This window comes from Buchnera aphidicola (Thelaxes suberi) (assembly GCF_964059005.1).
GTDB lineage: Bacteria > Pseudomonadota > Gammaproteobacteria > Enterobacterales > Enterobacteriaceae > Buchnera_I > Buchnera_I aphidicola_C.
The window spans coordinates 407,535-426,599 of record NZ_OZ060389.1 but is presented as its reverse complement, the minus strand read 5'-3'; the positions used below and the strand labels follow the sequence as shown (position 1 = coordinate 426,599).

Here is a 19,065-nt window from a genome sequence, read left to right as displayed (position 1 = left end):
CACAATATCTTTAATGTCATTTTTTTTTAAAATTAAAAAAATATTTAAGCTGATTAAATATGTATTAAATATTAAACAAATAATAAATTTTAATAAATAGAAGGGATTCATATTATTAAGTAAAAAATATTTTAATTTTATTTTTTTTCTGTAAAAATAAATTCAGGTAATGTAGAATTATTGATTACTGATTCATTAATAATTACTTCAGAAACATTTTTTAACGAAGGTAGATCATACATGATATTTAATAAAATATTTTCGAGTATGGATCGTAATCCTCTAGCTCCTGTTTTTTTATGTAATGCATTTTTTGCAATAGCACATAAACTTTTTTTCTCAAATTTTAATTTGACACCATCCATCTCAAATATTTTTTTATATTGATTAGTAATAGAATTTTTAGGTTCAGACAAAATTTTTATTAAAGCTTCTTCTGTTAAATCTTCAAGTGTAGTTAGTATTGGTAATCTTCCAATAAACTCTGGTATTAATCCAAATTTAATTAAATCTTTTGATTCAATTTTATCTAAAATATTGCATTTATCTGCGTTAATATTTTGTTTATCAAAATGTGCATTAAATCCAATTTTTGCTTTTAGTTCAGTTCTTTTTTTTACAATATTTTTAATACCAGAAAAAGATCCTCCACAAATAAACAATATTTTAGAAGTATCAATTTCTATAAAATCTTGATTTGGATGTTTTCTTCCTCCTTTAGGAGGTACTAAAGCAATAGTTCCTTCAATAATTTTTAATAATGATTGTTGAACTCCTTCACCTGATACATCTCTAGTAATAGACATATTTTCTGTTTTTTTAGAAATTTTGTCTATTTCATCAATATATATGATTCCTTTTTCTGCTTTTTCGATGTTATAATTACATGTTTGTAATAATCTTTGTAAAATATTTTCTACGTCTTCACCAACATATCCTGCTTCTGTTAAAGATGTAGCATCAGTTATTACAAAAGGAACATCTAATATTTTTGATAATGTTTTAGCAATTAGGGTTTTTCCGCTACCAGTAGGTCCTATCATTAAAATGTTACTTTTTTCTATTTCTACATCTCTTTCTTTATTTATATTATCAAAATACAATTTTTTGTAATGATTATAAACTGCTACTGATAATATTTTTTTTGTTTTTTCTTGACCTACAACATAGTAATCTAAATGATTTTTTATTTGGCGAGGTGTTAAATTATTTCTTTTTCTTTTTCTTGTTCTTTTTTTAGATTTGTCTTGCATAATAACATTATGGCATAATATAACGCATTCATTGCAGATACATGTTTTTTCACCCATTATTAATCTTTTCACTTCTCCTTCGTTTTTTCCGCAAAATGAACAAGAAATATTTTTTTTATTATCACTCATTGTTGTTATACCTTTATAAAATTAATATATAGTTTTAATATAAAAATATTAAAAATTAGCACCTTTTATTCAAAATATCATCAATTAATCCATATTTAACAGCTTTTTTTGCGGAAAAAAAATGGTCTCTTTCTGTATCTTGTTCTACTTTTTTTAATAACTGATTAGTGTGTTTGGCAATTAATGTATTGATAGTTTTTTTAATTGTTATAATTTCTTGAGCATGTATTTCAATATCAGAAGCTTGTCCTTCAAATCCACCGAGAGGTTGATGAATCATCATACGCGAATTAGGTAATGCATATCTTTTACCTTTTTTTCCAGAGCATAATAATAACGCTGCCATAGAACAAGCTTGCCCTATACAAATAGTATTAATATTTGGTTTAATGAATTGCATAGTATCATAAATAGACATTCCAGCACTTACAATACCTCCCGGTGAATTAATATATAGATAAATGTCTTTTGCTGCATTTTCTGATTCTAAAAAAAGTAATTGCGCAATAATGATATTAGCCATAAAATCTTCTATTTGTCCGGATATAAAAATTATTCTTTCTTTTAGTAAACGAGAATAAATATCGTATGATCTTTCTCCTCGTTCTGTTTGCTCGATTACTACTGGAATTAATGTTGATTTTATATTTTTTCTATTGATTTCTTTCATTATAAATTTAAACTCTTATTATATAATTAGTTATTTTTATATTTAATTTTTTGTATTAAATTTTTATATTTGTTGTAGCAAATAATTAGAAATTATTTCTTTTGTTGACATTTCTTTTTCGATGATTATAGCTTCATTATACAGTGTTGCAATTATTTTTTTTTCTAAAAATATTTTATTTAAATATTGTAACAATATTTTATTATTTTTATTGATTTCTATTTTTCTTTTATTTTGATAATATAATTTTTTTACGTATTCATGAATATATTGTATTTCTTGTTTATTGTTTTGAATTTTATATTTTTTTATTATTTCTTCATATAGTAATGTTATGTGAGCGTTTCTTAACGCTTCTAATTTAATTAATGTATTTGAATAATAACTAAGTAAATTTTTTACTTTATTTTTATATAAAGATATTAAATTGTAATAAGTTTTTTTATATTCTTGCTTTAATAGTTGGTCAGGAATACAGATAGGGTTGTTTTGAATAATATTTTGTAAAATTTGATATTTAATATATTTATTTATCAATAAAAAAGTTTTATTTTTTATTTTGTTATCTATGAAATAGTATTGTTTCTTTTTTTCTAATTGTAAAAACAAATTTTTTTCATCATTATTGTCAAAAATTAATTCTGTATTTTTTATTTTTGTTATTTTTTTTATAAATATTAGTATTTTTGATGATTGATTTCTTAGTTTTTTTTCAGGATGAATACGAGAAAATAAAAAATCTATAGTTATTTTTTTATTTTTTTTCTTTCCAATAAGTTTTTGTTCTATTCTAAAATCTAACATATTATTACCAAATAAAAATGAAAAATTTTGTATAGAGTAAAATTCTTTTTCTTGATTTTTTAAATAAATAGCATAATCAATTGTTACAATACTATTAAAGTTAATCGTTGTTTCGATTTCTTTTTCTTCATTTAAATAGCTTTCATTGATTATTTTTTTGTCTAATGCGTTATTTTTTTTTATTTTTATTTGTATAATTTTATCGCGATTTGTTAATTTTATTTTAAAATTAGGTTTAGATTCAAATTTTATAAAATAGATTAGATGTTCATTGGTTTCATTTATTTTATGTTTTAAATTAGCATAATCAAAAATTTCTATTTTTTCTTTTTTAGTAATTTTATTTATTTGATCAATTACTAATTGGTTAATTAAATTATATTGAATTTCATCTTCGTACATTTTTTTAATCAATTGTAACGGAACTTTACCAGTTCTAAATCCATTTATTTTATTTTTTTTTTGAATTGAATTAATTTTTTTTTGTATTAATTTTTGAATTTTTTCTTTAGATAGAAAAATTGTACATTCGTACTGTAATTCATTTATTTTTTTGATTACATTATTCATGTAAAGCATCCTTAATACAAATATATATAATATAAAATATTGCTATTTTTCAAATAAAATAACAATTTCAATTTATATTTTAATTCATCGTATTTATTGAGATTTTTAATTTATTATCAAAGGACTTGTTAAAATTGTGATAACATAATTTTTTATTTTTTTATTTTTTTTATAGTTTTTTTTTGATAAAATTAATATATATCATCAAAATTTAAAAAATAAATGTAAGATAAGATCTTAGATAAGTATGTCTTTTAATAAAATTATTTATTTAATTTTTAATTTCGTGTCTAATATGATATTAGAAAATTAAATTTTTATAAACACGTTTTTATATATTATATATGTTAAAAAATAATTTATTTAAAATTTAAATGTATTTAAAGTACATATTTATTTTATATATTTAAACAAGGTATAGAAAATATTTTACTATTTTTTTTTTTCCATTCTATTAGAGTAAAAGTATATAAATTTAATGAAAATATGCTTTTATTAAATTCATTATTAAGTATTTTATAGATAGTTCTATGTCTTTCGATTAAAGTGATATTATTGAATTGATTGGATATTATAACTATTTTATAGTGCTGCTGCTTATTTTTATTATTATGCAGATAGCTTTCATTATTTATTGATAAAGATATTACATTTATTTTTTCTTTAATTTTTTTTTCAATTTTATTTATCATAGGTATATTAATACTATTTTTAGTAATGTATAAAATTAAATATTGTTAATTTATAGAGGTTAGAATAGCATTTTGTAATACAAAATTTATATATTTATACAATATTCAATAAAAAAAATAAAGTTTTAATTGTAAAAATTAATTTTTTATTTAAATAAATTTTTTATTACATATAGTTGGTACTTCATTTTTTTAAAACTATTTATATCTAATTAGATTTAATTTTTTAATTATAAAATAATATTTTTAAAAATTTTTATTATATTTTTTATATAATTTTTTTATTTAAGGTTACAAAATATGAACATGTATAAAATTTTTAAGGTTTTTATGATAAGTAGTACATTTCTTTTGTTAACTGGATGTAATTCGGTTATATTACATCCATCAGGAATGATAGGTGCAAAAATAAAAAATTTAATTTTAACTTCATTTATTACAATGCTTATTGTTGTTATACCTGCTATTTTTTTGTCTATTTTTTTTTTCTTAAAATATAATGAAAAAAATACAAATATAAAATACAATCCTAATTGGTCGCATTCAAATAAACTAGAATTAGTTATCTGGACTATTCCTTTTTTGATTATATTATTTTTAGGTTTAGTTTCTTGGAATAGCACTCATCAACTTGATCCAAATAAAACAATTATATCAAAAAACCAACCAATTGTTATCGATGTTATTTCTGTAGATTGGAGATGGTTATTTATTTATAAAAAAGAAAGAATTGCTTCAATCAATGAAATTGCTATTCCAATAAATACTCCAATTATATTTCATATTACATCTGGATCTGTAATGAACTCTTTTTTTATCCCTGCTTTAGGAAGTCAAATTTATGCCATGGCTGGAATGAAAAGTTCGCTTAATTTAATTGCAAATACACCTGGAAAATATCAAGGAATCTCCTCAAATTATAGTGGAAGCGGTTTTTCTGATATGAAATTTAATGTTTTAGTAGTAGAGAATAATACTGCTTATAATGAATGGATTAAGAAAGTACAATCAGACAAAAATACAATATGTAATTATGAAGAATATTTAAATATTGCAAAGCCGAATCATTCGAAAAAAGTAATATATTTTTCGTGTGTGTGTTTTGATTTATTTAACTATGTAATAAAAAATATGCATAAAAAATAATTTTTTATATTTAATACAATAAATTTAGATATTAAATACAATTATTAATTATAATAATTTTTTATTTTTTTATAGATTATATCTATAACGAAAAGGGAAAAAATAATGTTTGGTAAACTCACTTTAGATGCAATTCCATTTAATGAACCTATTATTATGTTCACTTATTCTATAATTATTGCCACTGTTTTATTATTAGGTATATTGATTACATATAATAAAATGTGGATGTATATTTGGAGTAATTGGATTACTTCTGTTGATCATAAAAAAATAGGAATTATGTATTTATTATTAGGTTTAATTATGTTATTTAGAGGATTTGTTGATGCTATTATGATGAGAATTCAACAATTTATGGCTTCTTCTAATTCAGGAGAAGGATTTTTACCTCCCAATCATTATGATCAAATTTTTACTGCACATGGTGTGATCATGATTTTTTTTGTTGCTATGCCATTAATAATAGGATTAATGAATTTTATAGTACCTTTACAAATTGGAGCTCGTGATGTAGCTTTTCCATTTTTAAATAATTTAAGTTTTTGGTTAACATTTTCGGGAGCAATGTTAGTAAATATTTCTTTAGGAGTGGGTGAATTTGCAAAAACTGGATGGTTAGCTTATCCTCCTTTATCAGGTATTGAATATAGTCCAGGAGTGGGTGTTGATTACTGGATTTGGAGTTTACAAATTGCTGGAATTGGAACAACATTGACAGGAATTAATTTTATAGTAACTATTTTAAAAATGAGAACTATAGGAATGTCAATGTTTAAAATGCCTGTTTTTGTTTGGACTGCTTTATGTTCTAATATTTTAATATTAGCTTCTTTTCCAGTATTAGCTATAACTTTGATTTTATTATCTTTAGATAGGTATTTTGGTTTTCATTTTTTTACAAATTCAATGGGAGGTAATCCCATGATGTACATTAATTTAATTTGGATTTGGGGGCATCCTGAAGTATATATTTTAATTTTGCCTGCATTTGGCATTTTTTCTGAAGTTGTATCTACTTTTTCTAAAAAATCGTTATTTGGTTATGTTTCTTTAGTATGGGCAACTATTGTTATTACAGTATTATCTTTTCTAGTATGGTTGCATCATTTTTTTACTATGGGTTCAGGCGCAAATGTAAATGCTTTTTTTGGAATTGCTACTATGATCATAGCTATCCCTACTGGGGTAAAAATATTTAATTGGATATTTACTATGTATCAAGGAAAAATTAAGTTTCATTCAACTATGTTGTGGACAATAGGTTTTATAACTACTTTTTCTATTGGTGGAATGACAGGAGTACTTCTTTCTTTACCTCCAGCTGATTTTGTATTGCATAATAGTTTATTTTTAGTTGCTCACTTTCATAATGTTATTATTGGTGGTGTAGTGTTTGGTTGTTTTGCTGGAATTACATATTGGTTTCCAAAAATGTTTGGATTTAAATTAAATGAAACTTATGGAAAGATAGCTTTTTGGTTTTGGTTTATAGGATTTTTAGTTGCTTTTTTACCATTGTATGCTTTGGGCTTAATGGGAATGACTCGACGTATAGGCCAACATATTGACTCACAGTTTCATACTTTGTTAACAGTATCAGCTTTTGGCGCTTGTTTAATCGCATTAGGTATTATATTTCAAATAATACAGTTATGTAGTTCTATTAAAAACCGCAATAAATTAAAAGAAAATATCGCGGATCCTTGGGATGGAAGAACGTTAGAATGGTCTACTAATTCCCCTGTTCCTTTTTATAATTTTGCAATTTTACCTCATGTTTTATATCGAGATGATTTTTGGAATAAAAAAATAAGAAATGAAAAAATAAATGGGTTATTTAGTGATTTTAAAATGCCTAATAATACTAGCTTAGGATTTTTTATTGGGTTTTGTAGTATTATAGGAGGATTTGCTGCTGTATGGCATATTACATGGTTATTTTTTTCATCGATAACTGGAATTATACTAATTCTTTTTTATTATAGCTTAAGAAAGAAAAATGATCATTTAATTTCAATAAATGAAATAAAAAAATTAGAAAAAAATTTTTAAAAAATAAGAGGAAAATATATGATTAAGAATTTTGTTTCTATAAATAATGAAAAAACGAGTGATAAATTAATTAAATTAAATGAAAAAAAAATGCTGGGTTTTTGGTTATATTTAATGAGCGATTTTATTATTTTCGCTTGTGTTTTTGCTGTTTATTTTGTGATTAGATCGCATTCTGTGTTAGATAGTACGTTACTACAAATAAAGTGTAATTTAGATTCAATTTTAATTGAAACTATATTGCTGTTATGTAGTTCTGTTACTTGTGGTGTTGCGGTTATAGCAATGAGTAAACAAAATATAATTAATACCTATATTTGGATTATTGCTACTTTTATTTTTGGTTTAAGTTTTGTTTGCATAGAATTTAATGAAATATTATATTTTTTTAAAATGGGAATGCAACCTAGTTCACATGGCTTCTTTTCGAGTGTTATAACTTTACTTTCTATGCATATAGCGCATGTCATTATAGGTTTAATATGGATGATATGTATTATTTTGCAGAATTATTATTTTAAAATTAATAGCAGTAATTATACTAACTTAGTATGTTTAAGTTTTTTTTGGCATTTTTTAGATATTATATGGATAATTTTATATACTTTTATTTATTTTATAGGATTTAATGTATGAAAAATTTTTTAATTCAATATTTCTTTTTTTCTAACAGGAATAATATTTATTTTTTTGGTTGGATTTGGACATTAATGATAAGTATTGTTTCTTTTATCATTGCAAAAAATTATAAATTATTTAAATCTTATACTTTTTTTGTTTTATTATTTCTATGTATTTTGCAAATTATTAGTCATCTTATATTTTTTTTCGATATAAAAAAATTTTCAGATTTAAATTCAATATTAGGTATGTTCTTTTTTTCTTTGTTAGTAATATGTATTATTATAAGCGGATCAATTTGGATTATGCACAATCTTGATTGTTATCATTTTGAATAATTTATTAAATATTTTAAAGTATATAAAAATATATTTTAATATAATTAAACCTGGTATTATTTTTGGAAATGCATTGTCTTTCTTAGGTGGATTTTTTTTATCTTCTCATGGACAAATAAATTTTTTTTTATTATTTATTTCTTTTTTGGGTACTATTTTTATAATATCTTCTGGTTGTGTTTTTAATAATATTATTGATCGAGATATTGATAAAAAAATTAATCGAACTAAAAATAGAGTATTAGTAACAAGACTAATTAGCTTAAACCATGCTTATTTTTTTGCGTGTAGTTTAGGATTTATTGGTTTTTTAATTTTATTTTTTTTTACGAATAAAATAGTTTTTTTTATTGGTTTGTTTGGTTTTGTTATATATGTAGTAATATATTCATTATTAATGAAACGTTATATGCCATATGCTACTTTAGTTGGCAGTATGGCTGGATCTTCTCCGGTGTTAATGGGTTATGAAACAGTTACTAATGAAATAAACTGTTGTTTTTTTATTTTATTTTTAATATTAACTTTTTGGCAAATAGCACATTTTTATTCTATTGCAATATTTCGTATAGAAGATTATAGAAAAATTAATATTGCTGTTTTTTCTATTAGTAATGGAGTCGCTTTAACTCAATTATATATTTTGATAAATATATTAATATTTATAATGTTTATTTCGTTATTATTTTGTTTAAAATATGTTGGTAGTAATTATTTGATAATTACATTATTTTTTAGTTTTATTTGGTTTTTTATAACATTAATAGGTTGTTTTCAAGATAATAAAGCAAAATGGTCTCGATTATCCTTCTTTTTCTCAATTATCGTTATTTGTATATTTAATTTAATGATAGGTTTAGATAGTAAATAAATATGATTATTACTAATAATAATTTTATATACACCGATGATTTTTAGGTATTCCTGCTATTTTTGTTGCTTGAATTTCTATTCCTTTGGGAAATAATTTAAATAAAAATAGACTATTAATTTTTATTTTTTTTCTTTTTTTTACAAATTGATATAACATTCTGAAAGAAGGTGAAATATTAAATTCTATATAAAATTCACGAATTAAATATATTATTTCCCAATGATGAGATGTAAGGATAATCAGCTCTTCTTTTGCTATTTCTATAGCAATAGATTTGTTCCATTTTTTGTAATTTTTTAAATATCCAAATTCATCTTTTTCGTTTGTTTTATAAAAGTAACGATTCATATTAATAATGTAAAATATTAGTAATGTAGAGTGTAATAAATATGAAATTTATTACATATATTTGTTGTATTTAGCAATTTCTTTATTGTAATTTATATATGAATAATTAATCAATGTTTTATATTCAAATATTACTTGAAGTAGATTTGATGGTTGATAATCATGTTACTGAATTAGTAATAATATAAAAAATTTTTACTAGTTTTTTTTATTATATGTATACTTTTTTTGATTTAAACGTATTGCAATTGCGGCTTTGTCTAATACTCCGTTAATAAATTTATGACTATCTTCAGCACCAAATAATTTAGCTAATTCTATCCCTTCGTTAATAGAAACTTTATACGGAATATCGTCACGGTTTAATAGTTCATAAAATGCAATACGTAAAATTGCTCTTTCTATTTGCCCTAATTTATCTATCGTACGTGATAAATAAGGTTTCATAAATTCATCTATTTTTAAGTGATGTTGGAATATACCTATTATTAATTCATAAAAATATTTTGAATCAGCATTATTTTTTTTTATTTTTTTATTAAATTGATTCATAACTGTTTGAATATGATTTTTAGAAATTTGCCAAGAATATAATGCTTGTAATACATATTCCCTTGCTTTTCTTCGAGATTTGGATTTCAAGATTGAATTCCTTATTATTTTATAATGATGAATATTATTTTTTTTTTCAATATTCATTTTGTTTTTTTGGTTGCATAATTATACGTATATCTGGGCCAAAAAAATCAGTTTTCACAATAGAAAAGTGTAATGATTCTGATAGATGTACTATATTATTTAATACACACATAGATTTTCCTTCATTACCAATTATAATAGGAGCTATATATATTATTAGTTCATCTACTAAATTTAGTTGTAACATCATTCCTGATAATACTCCTCCTGATTCTACTAGAATATTATTAATTTTTTTATTTCCTAAAAAATATAACATTTTTTTTAGATCTATTTGGTTCTTTTTTTCTTTGCTAGGACAAAAGTGTTGTGATACGTGCTTAGGCCAAATTTTTTTATCTTTTTTTGTTTTTATAAGTATGACTTTTCCGTTGGGATTAATACATTTATGTTCTAATTGAACCAAGTTTTTATTATCTATAATAATTTTATAAGGTTGTTTTTTTTTATGATAATTATTTATTTTTTTTTCATAAAAAAAATGTTTTCGTATTGTTAATAGCGGATTATCTAATAATACAGTTTTATAACTAGTCAATATAGCACAACTTTTTGCTCTGAAATACTGGACATTTTCTCTTGATTCTTTTGATGTAATCCATTTGCTTTCTCCTTTTTTGGTTGCAATTTTACCGTCTAGTGATATACCTAATTTTAATCTAATAAAAGGTATATTTTTTTGCATCCGTTTAAAAAATCCGCAATTTATTTTTTTTATTTTTTGTTCTAAAACTCCTACTACTACTTTAATTCCTTGCTTTTGAAGTAGTATTATTCCTTTTCCTGATACATGAGGATTTGGATCAATTGATCCAATGACTACTTTATATATTTTACTTTGAATAATTTTTTCACAACAAGGAGGAGTTAAACCGAAATGTGTACACGGTTCTAGAGTAATATACATAGTTGCATGAATAGCCTTGTTTCCAGCTTCCTTTAATGCGATTATTTCTGCATGATCTGATCCTGCATATTGATGCCAACCTTTACCTACAATTTTTTTTTTATTGACAATAATACAACCTACGTTAGGATTAGGAGAAGTAGTGAATTCTCCTTTTTTTGATAAAAGAATAGCTTTCTCCATAAAATAAAAATCTTTTTCCATATTTATCTCTTATTGTGATAATTAAGTATAAAAATATTTTTTTAAATTGTAATAATATATAAAATATTAGTATTAATTTAATATATTAAAATATATTTTAAATAAAAATAAATTGTCTGCTATTTTAATTATTATGTGTGTTTTTTAAACTATTAATAATATCAATCATTTCTAAAACACATAAAGCAGCATCACTTCCTTTATTACCTTGTTTTACACCTGCTCGTTCTATAGCTTGGTTAGTTGTTTCAGCTATAATAATACCGGAAGCAATAGGTATAATATATTTTATACTAATTTTAAGTAAAGAATTAATTACAGTAAAAGCTATTTTTTTAAAATGAATAGTTTCTCCTTTAATAATTGTTCCTAATGCTATTATTGCATCATATTTTTTTGATGAAGATAATGTAGCTGCTATTAAAGGTATTTCATATGCACCAGGAGTTCGTATAATTTTAATTTGTTTTAATTTTATTTTCCCTATTCTATGTAGTATATCTGTTGCTCCTTCTATTAAATGTTGGTTAATAAAATTGTTTGTTCTAGAAGCTATAATTACAATTTTAATATTTTGATTGAAAATTTCTGATTTTATTAAATTCATATGTATTTTATTCCTAATTTAAATTATAAGATTTCATTATAGTTAAAATAATTCTTTATTTAATATAACATGTTTTTAAAAAAATAAAATTATGCTAATAAAAATTTTAACTTTTTTATGTATTTTATTTTTTAACGAAGTTAAAAATAATTTTAAAAAAAAAAGTTGTTTTTTTTTGTAAAAAATAGTAAAATATTTAAATTATAAAACAAATCGCGGGATGGAGCAGTCTGGTAGCTCGTCGGGCTCATAACCCGAAGGTCGTTGGTTCAAATCCAACTCCCGCAACCATTTTAATTAATATTTAGATACAAAACCTCATTACTTAATTTTCTCGCAAAAAAATAATAATAATAAATAAATTAAGAAAAATTTTTTTATTTATATGTATTTTTATTAAATTTTAAATATCATTGTGTAATAAATTTTTATTATATAATAAGATAGTGAGGTGTTGATGTGAATCAAATAGAAACGACATTGATTCAAAGTTTTAGACGCATTCTTCCATATATTAATATGCATCGGGGTAAAAAATTTGTTATATTCCTTACAGGAGATGCAATTAATCATTCTAATTTTTCTGATATTATTAATGATATTGGTTTATTACATAGTTTAGGTATTCATATTGTTATAGTATTTAGTATTTACCCTCAAATACAATCATATTTAAAAAAAAATAATATAGAATATTTATTACATAAAAATATTCATGTTACTACATCTAAAATTTTAAATTCTGCAAAAAAAATATCAGGTAAAGTACAACTAGAAATTACTGCTAAGTTGTCTATGAGTATATGTAATACTCCTTTACAAGGTGCTAATATTAGTGTAGTAAGTGGAAATTTTATTATTGCTCAACCTTTAGGAGTTGATGAAGGAATAGATTATTTTCATACTGGGAAAGTTCGAAGAGTGAATTTTGAGGAAATAAATCGTCAATTATACAATAACTCTATAGTTTTAATTGGCCCTATTGCGAGTTCAGTGACAGGAGAATGTTTTAATATAAATTCAGAAGAAATAGCCAATTATGTGTCATTAAAAATTAATGCAAAAAAATTAATTGGTTTTTTTGATCAAAAAGGAATTATAGATGACAGTAATCAAATAATTTCTGAATTAATTTCCGAAAAATTACATAAATATATTAAATCTTTTTCAATACAACAAGAATATTCTTATGAATTTACTAGATTTTTAGAAGGAGTTATAAATTCTTCTCGCCATGGTGTATCGAGAATTCATTTAATTAGTTATAAAGATAAGGGTTCATTATTGCAAGAATTATTTTCTAGTAATGGAATTGGTACTCAAATAGTAATGGAATCTTCTGAAAAAATACAAAAAGCTTCTATTCATGATATAGGAGGAATTTTAAATTTAATAAAACCTTTAGAAAAAAAAGGAATTTTAGTTCGCCGTTCTAGAGAACAATTAGAAATAGAAATAAAGAATTTTACTATTATTAAAAAAGATAATTTAATTATTTCTTGTGTAGCATTATATCCATTTTTTCAAGAACAAATAGGAGAAATGGCGTGTTTAGCTGTTCACCCTGATTATCGTAGTGTTTCTAGAGGAGAATCGTTATTAAATGAAGTTATTCTTCAAGCTAAGAAGCTTAATTTAAAAAAAATTTTTGTTTTAACAACTCATAGTATTCATTGGTTTCAAGAAAAAGGATTTATTCCAACAAGTATTAATTTTTTACCAGATAGTAAAAAAAAAATGTATAATTATAAAAGAGGATCAAAAATTTTAATATTAAATATTGTATAAATATAATTGTTTTATTTTAACAATTTTTATTTTGTATCATTTTTTCTATAATTTTTTTATCTCCGAAAATAGTAATTTCTTTTTTTGCACGTGTTACCGCTGTATAAATAAGTGATGCACTTAATATACATATAAAATTATTAGGTATAATAAAATAAATTTTAGAAAATTCTGAGCCTTGTGCTTTATGTACAGTAGTGCACCAAGCAGGTTGATAATATTTAATTAGTTCGGGGTTGAACGATCTTTTTTTTCCATTTAAAGAATGGAAAAAAACTTTTTTTGTTTGATTCTTATCTTTTAAAACAATACCTATTTCACCGTTAAAAACTCCTAATATTTTTTGATTTTTAGTAATAATAATAGTTTTTCCAAAGTACCATTCATTTTCATTATATAGTTTTTGATTTTTCTTTTTTTTGAAATATAAATTATATATCATTTTTTCTATTATTAAATTAATTTTATTCGTTCCAAAATATCCTTCATTTACTGCACATAAAACTCTAAATTTATTAAATTTTTTTAATATTGATTCATATTCAGTGTTTTCTGTAATACTTTCCCAATAACTACAGTAATGAAAAAAAATCTTGTTTATTATTAAGTGATACATTTTTTCATTAATAATAGGATAGAATTTAATTTTATTTTTCTTTTCGTTAAATAAATTAAAAATTGCTTTATTTTTTTGTTTAAGAATTAATTGTGACAAAGTATAAATAGGAGAATTTAACTGAAATCTATAATTTTTTTGTAGCTTGTGTATACTATTATAAATAGTAGGAATATTTTTTTTTCTAAATATAATTTTTTCATTAGTAAGAAAATTAATTTTTTTAGCTGTTTCGATATTGTATATATTTTTTGCTTTTTTACATATCAATGCTAATATTGATTTTATTCTTATCGAAGGGAGTTGATTAAAATCACCTAAAAATATAACTTTTGTTTTTTTTTTTATTGATTTAAGTAAATTATACATTAAAACAAGATCTATCATTGATGCTTCATCTATTATTAATATATTCATTACATTATTATTATTATTATTACAATTATATTTTTTTTTATTGTTTAACAAAATTAATTCATGCAATGTAAAAGCCGTTTTTGGTATTTTTTTTATTTCATCTATATTGGTTTGAAATATTTTTAATGTTTTATGCAATGACTCTAAAAGAATTGTTGCTGCTTTACCAGTAGGTGCGCAAATTTTTATTTTAATATTGTTTTTATATAATCGAAGTAAAGATAATAATATTTTTGTAACTGTAGTAGTTTTTCCGGTACCTGGACCTCCAATAATACATGTAATTTTTTTAATGAGACTAATTGATATAGCAATATTTTGATTAACATCATAGTTCTGCTCAGAAATATTTTGAATAATTTTTTTTGCTTTATATAAATCAATATTAGTATCTACTTTTTTATGAAAAAAAAATTTATTAATATAGTTTTTCATTATCCATATTTTTTTTATATAAAGTTTATTTTTTTCAAAAAATAAAGGAAATGTATCAATTTTATTATAAACAAACATTTTATCTGACAAAAATGTTATCCAATTATTAACATGTTGGTTAAAATTCCATAATTTTTCAGTTAAATTATTATATTTATAGGGAAATACTGTTTTTTTGTTCATTTTTTTTATATCTAAATATGCATGACCTCTACGTGTTACATAATTAGTACATAATGCAGCTAATATCATTTCTGTATTTTTTTCTTCAAATAAGTAAGTTGCAAAATAAAAATCAAAAGGATCAATCATTTTTTTTTTTATAGCTTGTAATAATATTTTTTTTATACACATATTTATTTACTTTCGATATTTATAAAATAATATTTAAATTATTAATTAATTTTTTGTTAGGAGGTATAAAAAATATACCAGGGTTTTTATTATTTGGATGCATTGCTCTTAAAAATAGATAAAAAATTCCTCCAAAATTTTTTTTTATCGAATAATTATTGATTTTTTGTTTTAAATATCTATGTAATGCTATACTATATATATGGTATTGTATATCATATCTATGAAGTATCATTTTTTTTTCTATATTTTTTTGATTATAATCTTGATTAGATTCTCCTAACCAAGTGGATTTGTAGTCTACAATAAAATATTTATTATTTTTTTTAAAAATTAAGTCAATATATCCTGTAATAATACCTGAAAAAGAATGAAATTTTAAAGGTGAAGATAATAAAGAAATTTTATCATTTTTTTGAATACATTTATTAAACACAGAATTATTTAAATTATTTTTAACTGATATATAAAATTCAAATTCTTTAATATAATTATTTGAATTTAATTTATTCAATGTTACAGATAGAGGAGTTAAAGGAGTATTAATAATATTTTTTAACCATAATTGTAATTTTTCAATCCATTTTATAGGTAAATAATCATTTTTAAGCAAATTAGATATTATATCTATATCGACAGGTTTATTAAAGTTAATTATTTTTAACGCTTTATGTATTAAATTTCCAATTTTTATTCCTTTTTGTAAAGTAAAATCAATTTTATTCTTATTATTTAACTTTTCTTGTAAAAAATATTTGTTATTTTCACAGTATTCTTCTAAAGAATTATCATTAAATGATATTTTTTTATTGTATTTTTTTATTAAATTTGAATAACTAGTTATTATAAAATTTTTTCTTGATGTATTTAATATCGGTAGATTTTTTATTTCTTGTATAATATTATTTGATGTATTTTTTAATGTATTTTTTGTTTTTAAAAAACATAATCCATAAAAAATTTCTATTTCTGGTCGTTTATTGAATAATTTTTGAATATTTTTTTTGAAATTATTTGTTGTAATTTTTTTTCCTGAGGTGATTAAATAGCCAAGCCCGCTTTTATGAAAAGTAGTATATACATCGTTTTTTTTTTCCGCAATAGGAGCAATAGTAAAACTACAATGCAATATTGATCGTGTCATTGCAACATATAATAGTCTAATTTCTTCAGACATATTTTTTTGTAGTTGATTTTTTTGATTTAAATATCGTTTTTTTAAAAAAATATTTAAATCAGAAGAAGATCTATTCAAAGAATAAATTTTATTTTTTGAATAGCTTGATGAAAAAGGTATCCATATTAATGGAAATTCTAAACCTTTGGATTGATGAATACTGATAATTTTTAAAGAATTAGTATTAATATAATTTCTTGTAAAATAAAATAAATTATTAATTTGTTGTTTATTAATCATTTTGTCTTGTAACCAAGACAAAATCATATTTTTTTTATTTATTTGAGTATTTTTTTTGTCTATAATCTCACCGAGATGTAAATAGTTAGTAATTGATTCAGGTGTAATTAATATATTATTATTATGTATGTTTTTATTAATTAAATATTTAATTAAATTTAAAAATCCGCTTTTATTCCAAATTTTTAAATATTGATGTAGTAAGTTTAATATAATTATTTTTTTATTATTATTTATTTTTTGTAAAGAATAAATATCTGTAATATGAATTAATCTTGTTAATAATAATTTATTTAAATCTTTTTCTTTATTAATAGATAATAATGATTCTAATATTATTAGAATATCTTCAGCTTCTTGTGTATTAAAAATACTTTTTTGATTAGAGCAGTAATAAGAATCTATATATTTTTTTTTTAATGCATTTTCAATTATTAATGCTTCATTTTTGTTTCGTACTAAAATAGTAATATCCTGAATAGAAAGTAAGCGTTCTTTGTTTTGAATAAATATTTTAGCAGTATTTTGTTGAATTTGTTGCATTAAAAAATAAATGTCTTCAGCGCATTGTTTACTACTCCAATCATAATAATCCTGTAAACTAATTGAATCTATTTGATTATTAAAAAATATACGGAATGCAGGTTGTACAATGTTTTTTATTTTAAAAAACATTTTATAATTAATTTTAGGAGTTAATATTTTTTTATATGTAATATATTTATTTAAAAATGAATTTTTGTTTAAAGAAAAAACAAAATTAATATTTTTAGTAATTTCAGGTGATGAACGCCAGTTAGTATTTAAAAAATATTGTTGATGAATATCCTTTTTATATTTTTGATATAAACTAAGATTTGCACCTCTAAATTCGTATATTGTTTGTTTAGGATCACCTATTAAAATTATTGAAAGATTTTTTTGTTTATTATATATTTTAAAAAAAATATCATTTGATTTTTTATCAATATCTTGACATTCATCTATAATTGCTATAGGAAAAGAATTTCTAATAGTATTCATTAAACTGTAATTTTTTTTGATTACAATTTTTTTATAAATAAAATTAATTAAATCATCAAACTCAAATTGACTTTCATTAATTTTTATTTTTTTTATATTTTTTTTTATATTATTTACAGCATAAGATAAAAAATCTTTTTTAATTGAAAAATTATTTTTATTAAAATCAATAAATTTATGTAATAGAATCTTACATTCTTTTTCTTTTTTTAATGAATAACTTTTTAATAATATTAATTGTATATGCAATATTTCTTTGGGAATAAAATAGTCTTTTGTTTCATCATTAATCCAAGATAATATTTTATTAGATATAATATTATTTTTTTTATGTACTATTTTTTGAATTATTACCTTAATTTGATTAATTTTACCAGACAAATATTTTTTAAAATATTGAATTTTTTTAATTAAGGTAAAATGTTTATGAATTAATAACGCATTACTATTTTTCTTTGATAACTTAAAAAAGTTAGATGAATTCTGAATTAATGGATAAATTTTTAATAAAAGATCTTCAGGATTTTTACAATATGAATAAATTATTTTCATAATATCATAAGGTAACGTATAACAATATTGTCTCCAAAAATCGTAAGTAGCGTTTAAATATATTTTTTTTATATTATTTGTAATAGAAAAATTGTTTATTTGGTTAAATAAATAGTGATTTTCTTTAATAATTTTTAAAAAAAAAGAATGTATAGTGAATAAAGAGATGTTATGAAAGTGATTTTCTATTTTTTGTAAAAGATTAATAGTGTCTTGTGTATTATGAATATATTTAAAAAAATTTTTTATATATTTTTTTTTTGTTTTTTTTGTAATTAAAGCTTTTTTTAATTCATGAATAATATTAAAAATTTTTTTTTGTAATTCTAATACTGCTTGATTGGTATATGTTAATAATAAAATTTTTGAATAGATACTGTTATTGGGAATTTTATTTTTATTAATATTAATTTGTAAAATAATTCTGACATATATTAATGCTATACTAAACGTTTTTCCAGTTCCAGCAGAAGCTTCAATTAAGGTATAATTTTTAATTGGGCTATTTAGTATATTTAATTTTAATGGTATTATGTTTTTCATATT

The 19,065-nt window shown here is 21.2% G+C and carries 16 protein-coding genes and 1 tRNA gene; 7 read left to right on the top strand and 10 right to left on the bottom strand.

The genetic code is table 11. The annotated features are described in order from the left end of the window. Positions 1–137: 137 nt before the first annotated feature. The 4 genes from clpX to AB4W61_RS01915 all read right to left on the bottom strand — a co-directional run bounded on the left by clpX (position 138) and on the right by AB4W61_RS01915 (position 4,118). Complete coding sequence (gene clpX, locus AB4W61_RS01930; RefSeq protein ID WP_367678843.1) at positions 138–1,382, bottom strand: ATP-dependent Clp protease ATP-binding subunit ClpX; 1,245 nt, start codon at positions 1,380–1,382, stop codon at positions 138–140. 55 nt (positions 1,383–1,437) lie between these two features. Continuing rightward, entirely contained in the window at positions 1,438–2,052 is a 615-nt protein-coding gene (gene clpP, locus AB4W61_RS01925; RefSeq protein WP_367678842.1) for an ATP-dependent Clp endopeptidase proteolytic subunit ClpP, read from the bottom strand. 63 nt (positions 2,053–2,115) lie between these two features. Continuing rightward, the gene (locus tag AB4W61_RS01920; protein ID WP_367678841.1) at positions 2,116–3,426 is read right to left on the bottom strand and encodes a trigger factor; all 1,311 of its coding nucleotides are present in this window, start codon (positions 3,424–3,426) and stop codon (positions 2,116–2,118) included. Positions 3,427–3,824: 398 nt separating this feature from the next. After that, on the bottom strand, positions 3,825–4,118 hold the full coding sequence (locus tag AB4W61_RS01915; protein ID WP_367678840.1) for a BolA family protein: 294 nt from the start codon (positions 4,116–4,118) through the stop codon (positions 3,825–3,827). 330 nt (positions 4,119–4,448) lie between these two features. Between AB4W61_RS01915 and cyoA the strand changes: the two genes are divergently transcribed. The 5 genes from cyoA (at position 4,449) to cyoE (ending at position 9,149) form a co-directional block, all read left to right on the top strand. After that, entirely contained in the window at positions 4,449–5,264 is an 816-nt protein-coding gene (gene cyoA / locus AB4W61_RS01910; RefSeq protein ID WP_367678839.1) for a ubiquinol oxidase subunit II, read from the top strand. 105 nt (positions 5,265–5,369) lie between these two features. Further along, the gene (gene cyoB, locus AB4W61_RS01905; RefSeq protein WP_367678838.1) at positions 5,370–7,319 is read left to right on the top strand and encodes a cytochrome o ubiquinol oxidase subunit I; all 1,950 of its coding nucleotides are present in this window, start codon (positions 5,370–5,372) and stop codon (positions 7,317–7,319) included. Between the two features lie 18 nt (positions 7,320–7,337). Then, a complete protein-coding gene (locus AB4W61_RS01900) occupies positions 7,338–7,955 on the top strand; it encodes a cytochrome c oxidase subunit 3 (RefSeq protein WP_367678837.1) in 618 nt (205 codons plus the stop codon). Further along, positions 7,952–8,278: a hypothetical protein gene (locus AB4W61_RS01895; RefSeq protein WP_367678836.1), complete on the top strand. Its 327-nt coding sequence runs from the start codon at positions 7,952–7,954 to the stop codon at positions 8,276–8,278. Before AB4W61_RS01900 ends, AB4W61_RS01895 begins: the two co-directional genes overlap by 4 nt. Next, positions 8,256–9,149, top strand: a complete 894-nt coding sequence (gene cyoE, locus AB4W61_RS01890; protein WP_367678835.1) for a heme o synthase — start codon at positions 8,256–8,258, stop codon at positions 9,147–9,149. The genes AB4W61_RS01895 and cyoE overlap by 23 nt, the downstream gene beginning before the upstream one ends. A gap of 24 nt (positions 9,150–9,173) precedes the next feature. Here the strand turns inward: cyoE and AB4W61_RS01885 are convergent, their stop codons facing one another. The 4 genes from AB4W61_RS01885 to ribH all read right to left on the bottom strand — a co-directional run bounded on the left by AB4W61_RS01885 (position 9,174) and on the right by ribH (position 11,917). Beyond that, entirely contained in the window at positions 9,174–9,500 is a 327-nt protein-coding gene (locus tag AB4W61_RS01885) for a TusE/DsrC/DsvC family sulfur relay protein (protein ID WP_367678834.1), read from the bottom strand. A gap of 198 nt (positions 9,501–9,698) precedes the next feature. Continuing rightward, entirely contained in the window at positions 9,699–10,142 is a 444-nt protein-coding gene (nusB, locus tag AB4W61_RS01880; RefSeq protein WP_367678833.1) for a transcription antitermination factor NusB, read from the bottom strand. Positions 10,143–10,188: 46 nt separating this feature from the next. Beyond that, the gene (ribD, locus tag AB4W61_RS01875; RefSeq protein ID WP_367678832.1) at positions 10,189–11,310 is read right to left on the bottom strand and encodes a bifunctional diaminohydroxyphosphoribosylaminopyrimidine deaminase/5-amino-6-(5-phosphoribosylamino)uracil reductase RibD; all 1,122 of its coding nucleotides are present in this window, start codon (positions 11,308–11,310) and stop codon (positions 10,189–10,191) included. A gap of 124 nt (positions 11,311–11,434) precedes the next feature. After that, complete coding sequence (gene ribH / locus AB4W61_RS01870; protein WP_367678831.1) at positions 11,435–11,917, bottom strand: 6,7-dimethyl-8-ribityllumazine synthase; 483 nt, start codon at positions 11,915–11,917, stop codon at positions 11,435–11,437. A gap of 214 nt (positions 11,918–12,131) precedes the next feature. On the opposite strand from ribH, the gene AB4W61_RS01865 reads away from it, so the two are divergent. Continuing rightward, positions 12,132–12,208: transfer RNA gene (locus tag AB4W61_RS01865), tRNA-Met, on the top strand. A gap of 168 nt (positions 12,209–12,376) precedes the next feature. Beyond that, on the top strand, positions 12,377–13,705 hold the full coding sequence (argA, locus tag AB4W61_RS01860) for an amino-acid N-acetyltransferase (protein ID WP_367678830.1): 1,329 nt from the start codon (positions 12,377–12,379) through the stop codon (positions 13,703–13,705). Between the two features lie 16 nt (positions 13,706–13,721). On the opposite strand, the gene recD is transcribed toward argA, so the two are convergent. Both recD and recB read right to left on the bottom strand, forming a co-directional pair. After that, entirely contained in the window at positions 13,722–15,527 is a 1,806-nt protein-coding gene (gene recD, locus AB4W61_RS01855; RefSeq protein WP_367678829.1) for an exodeoxyribonuclease V subunit alpha, read from the bottom strand. A gap of 19 nt (positions 15,528–15,546) precedes the next feature. Further along, a complete protein-coding gene (gene recB, locus AB4W61_RS01850) occupies positions 15,547–19,062 on the bottom strand; it encodes an exodeoxyribonuclease V subunit beta (RefSeq protein WP_367678828.1) in 3,516 nt (1,171 codons plus the stop codon). Positions 19,063–19,065 lie beyond the last annotated feature (3 nt).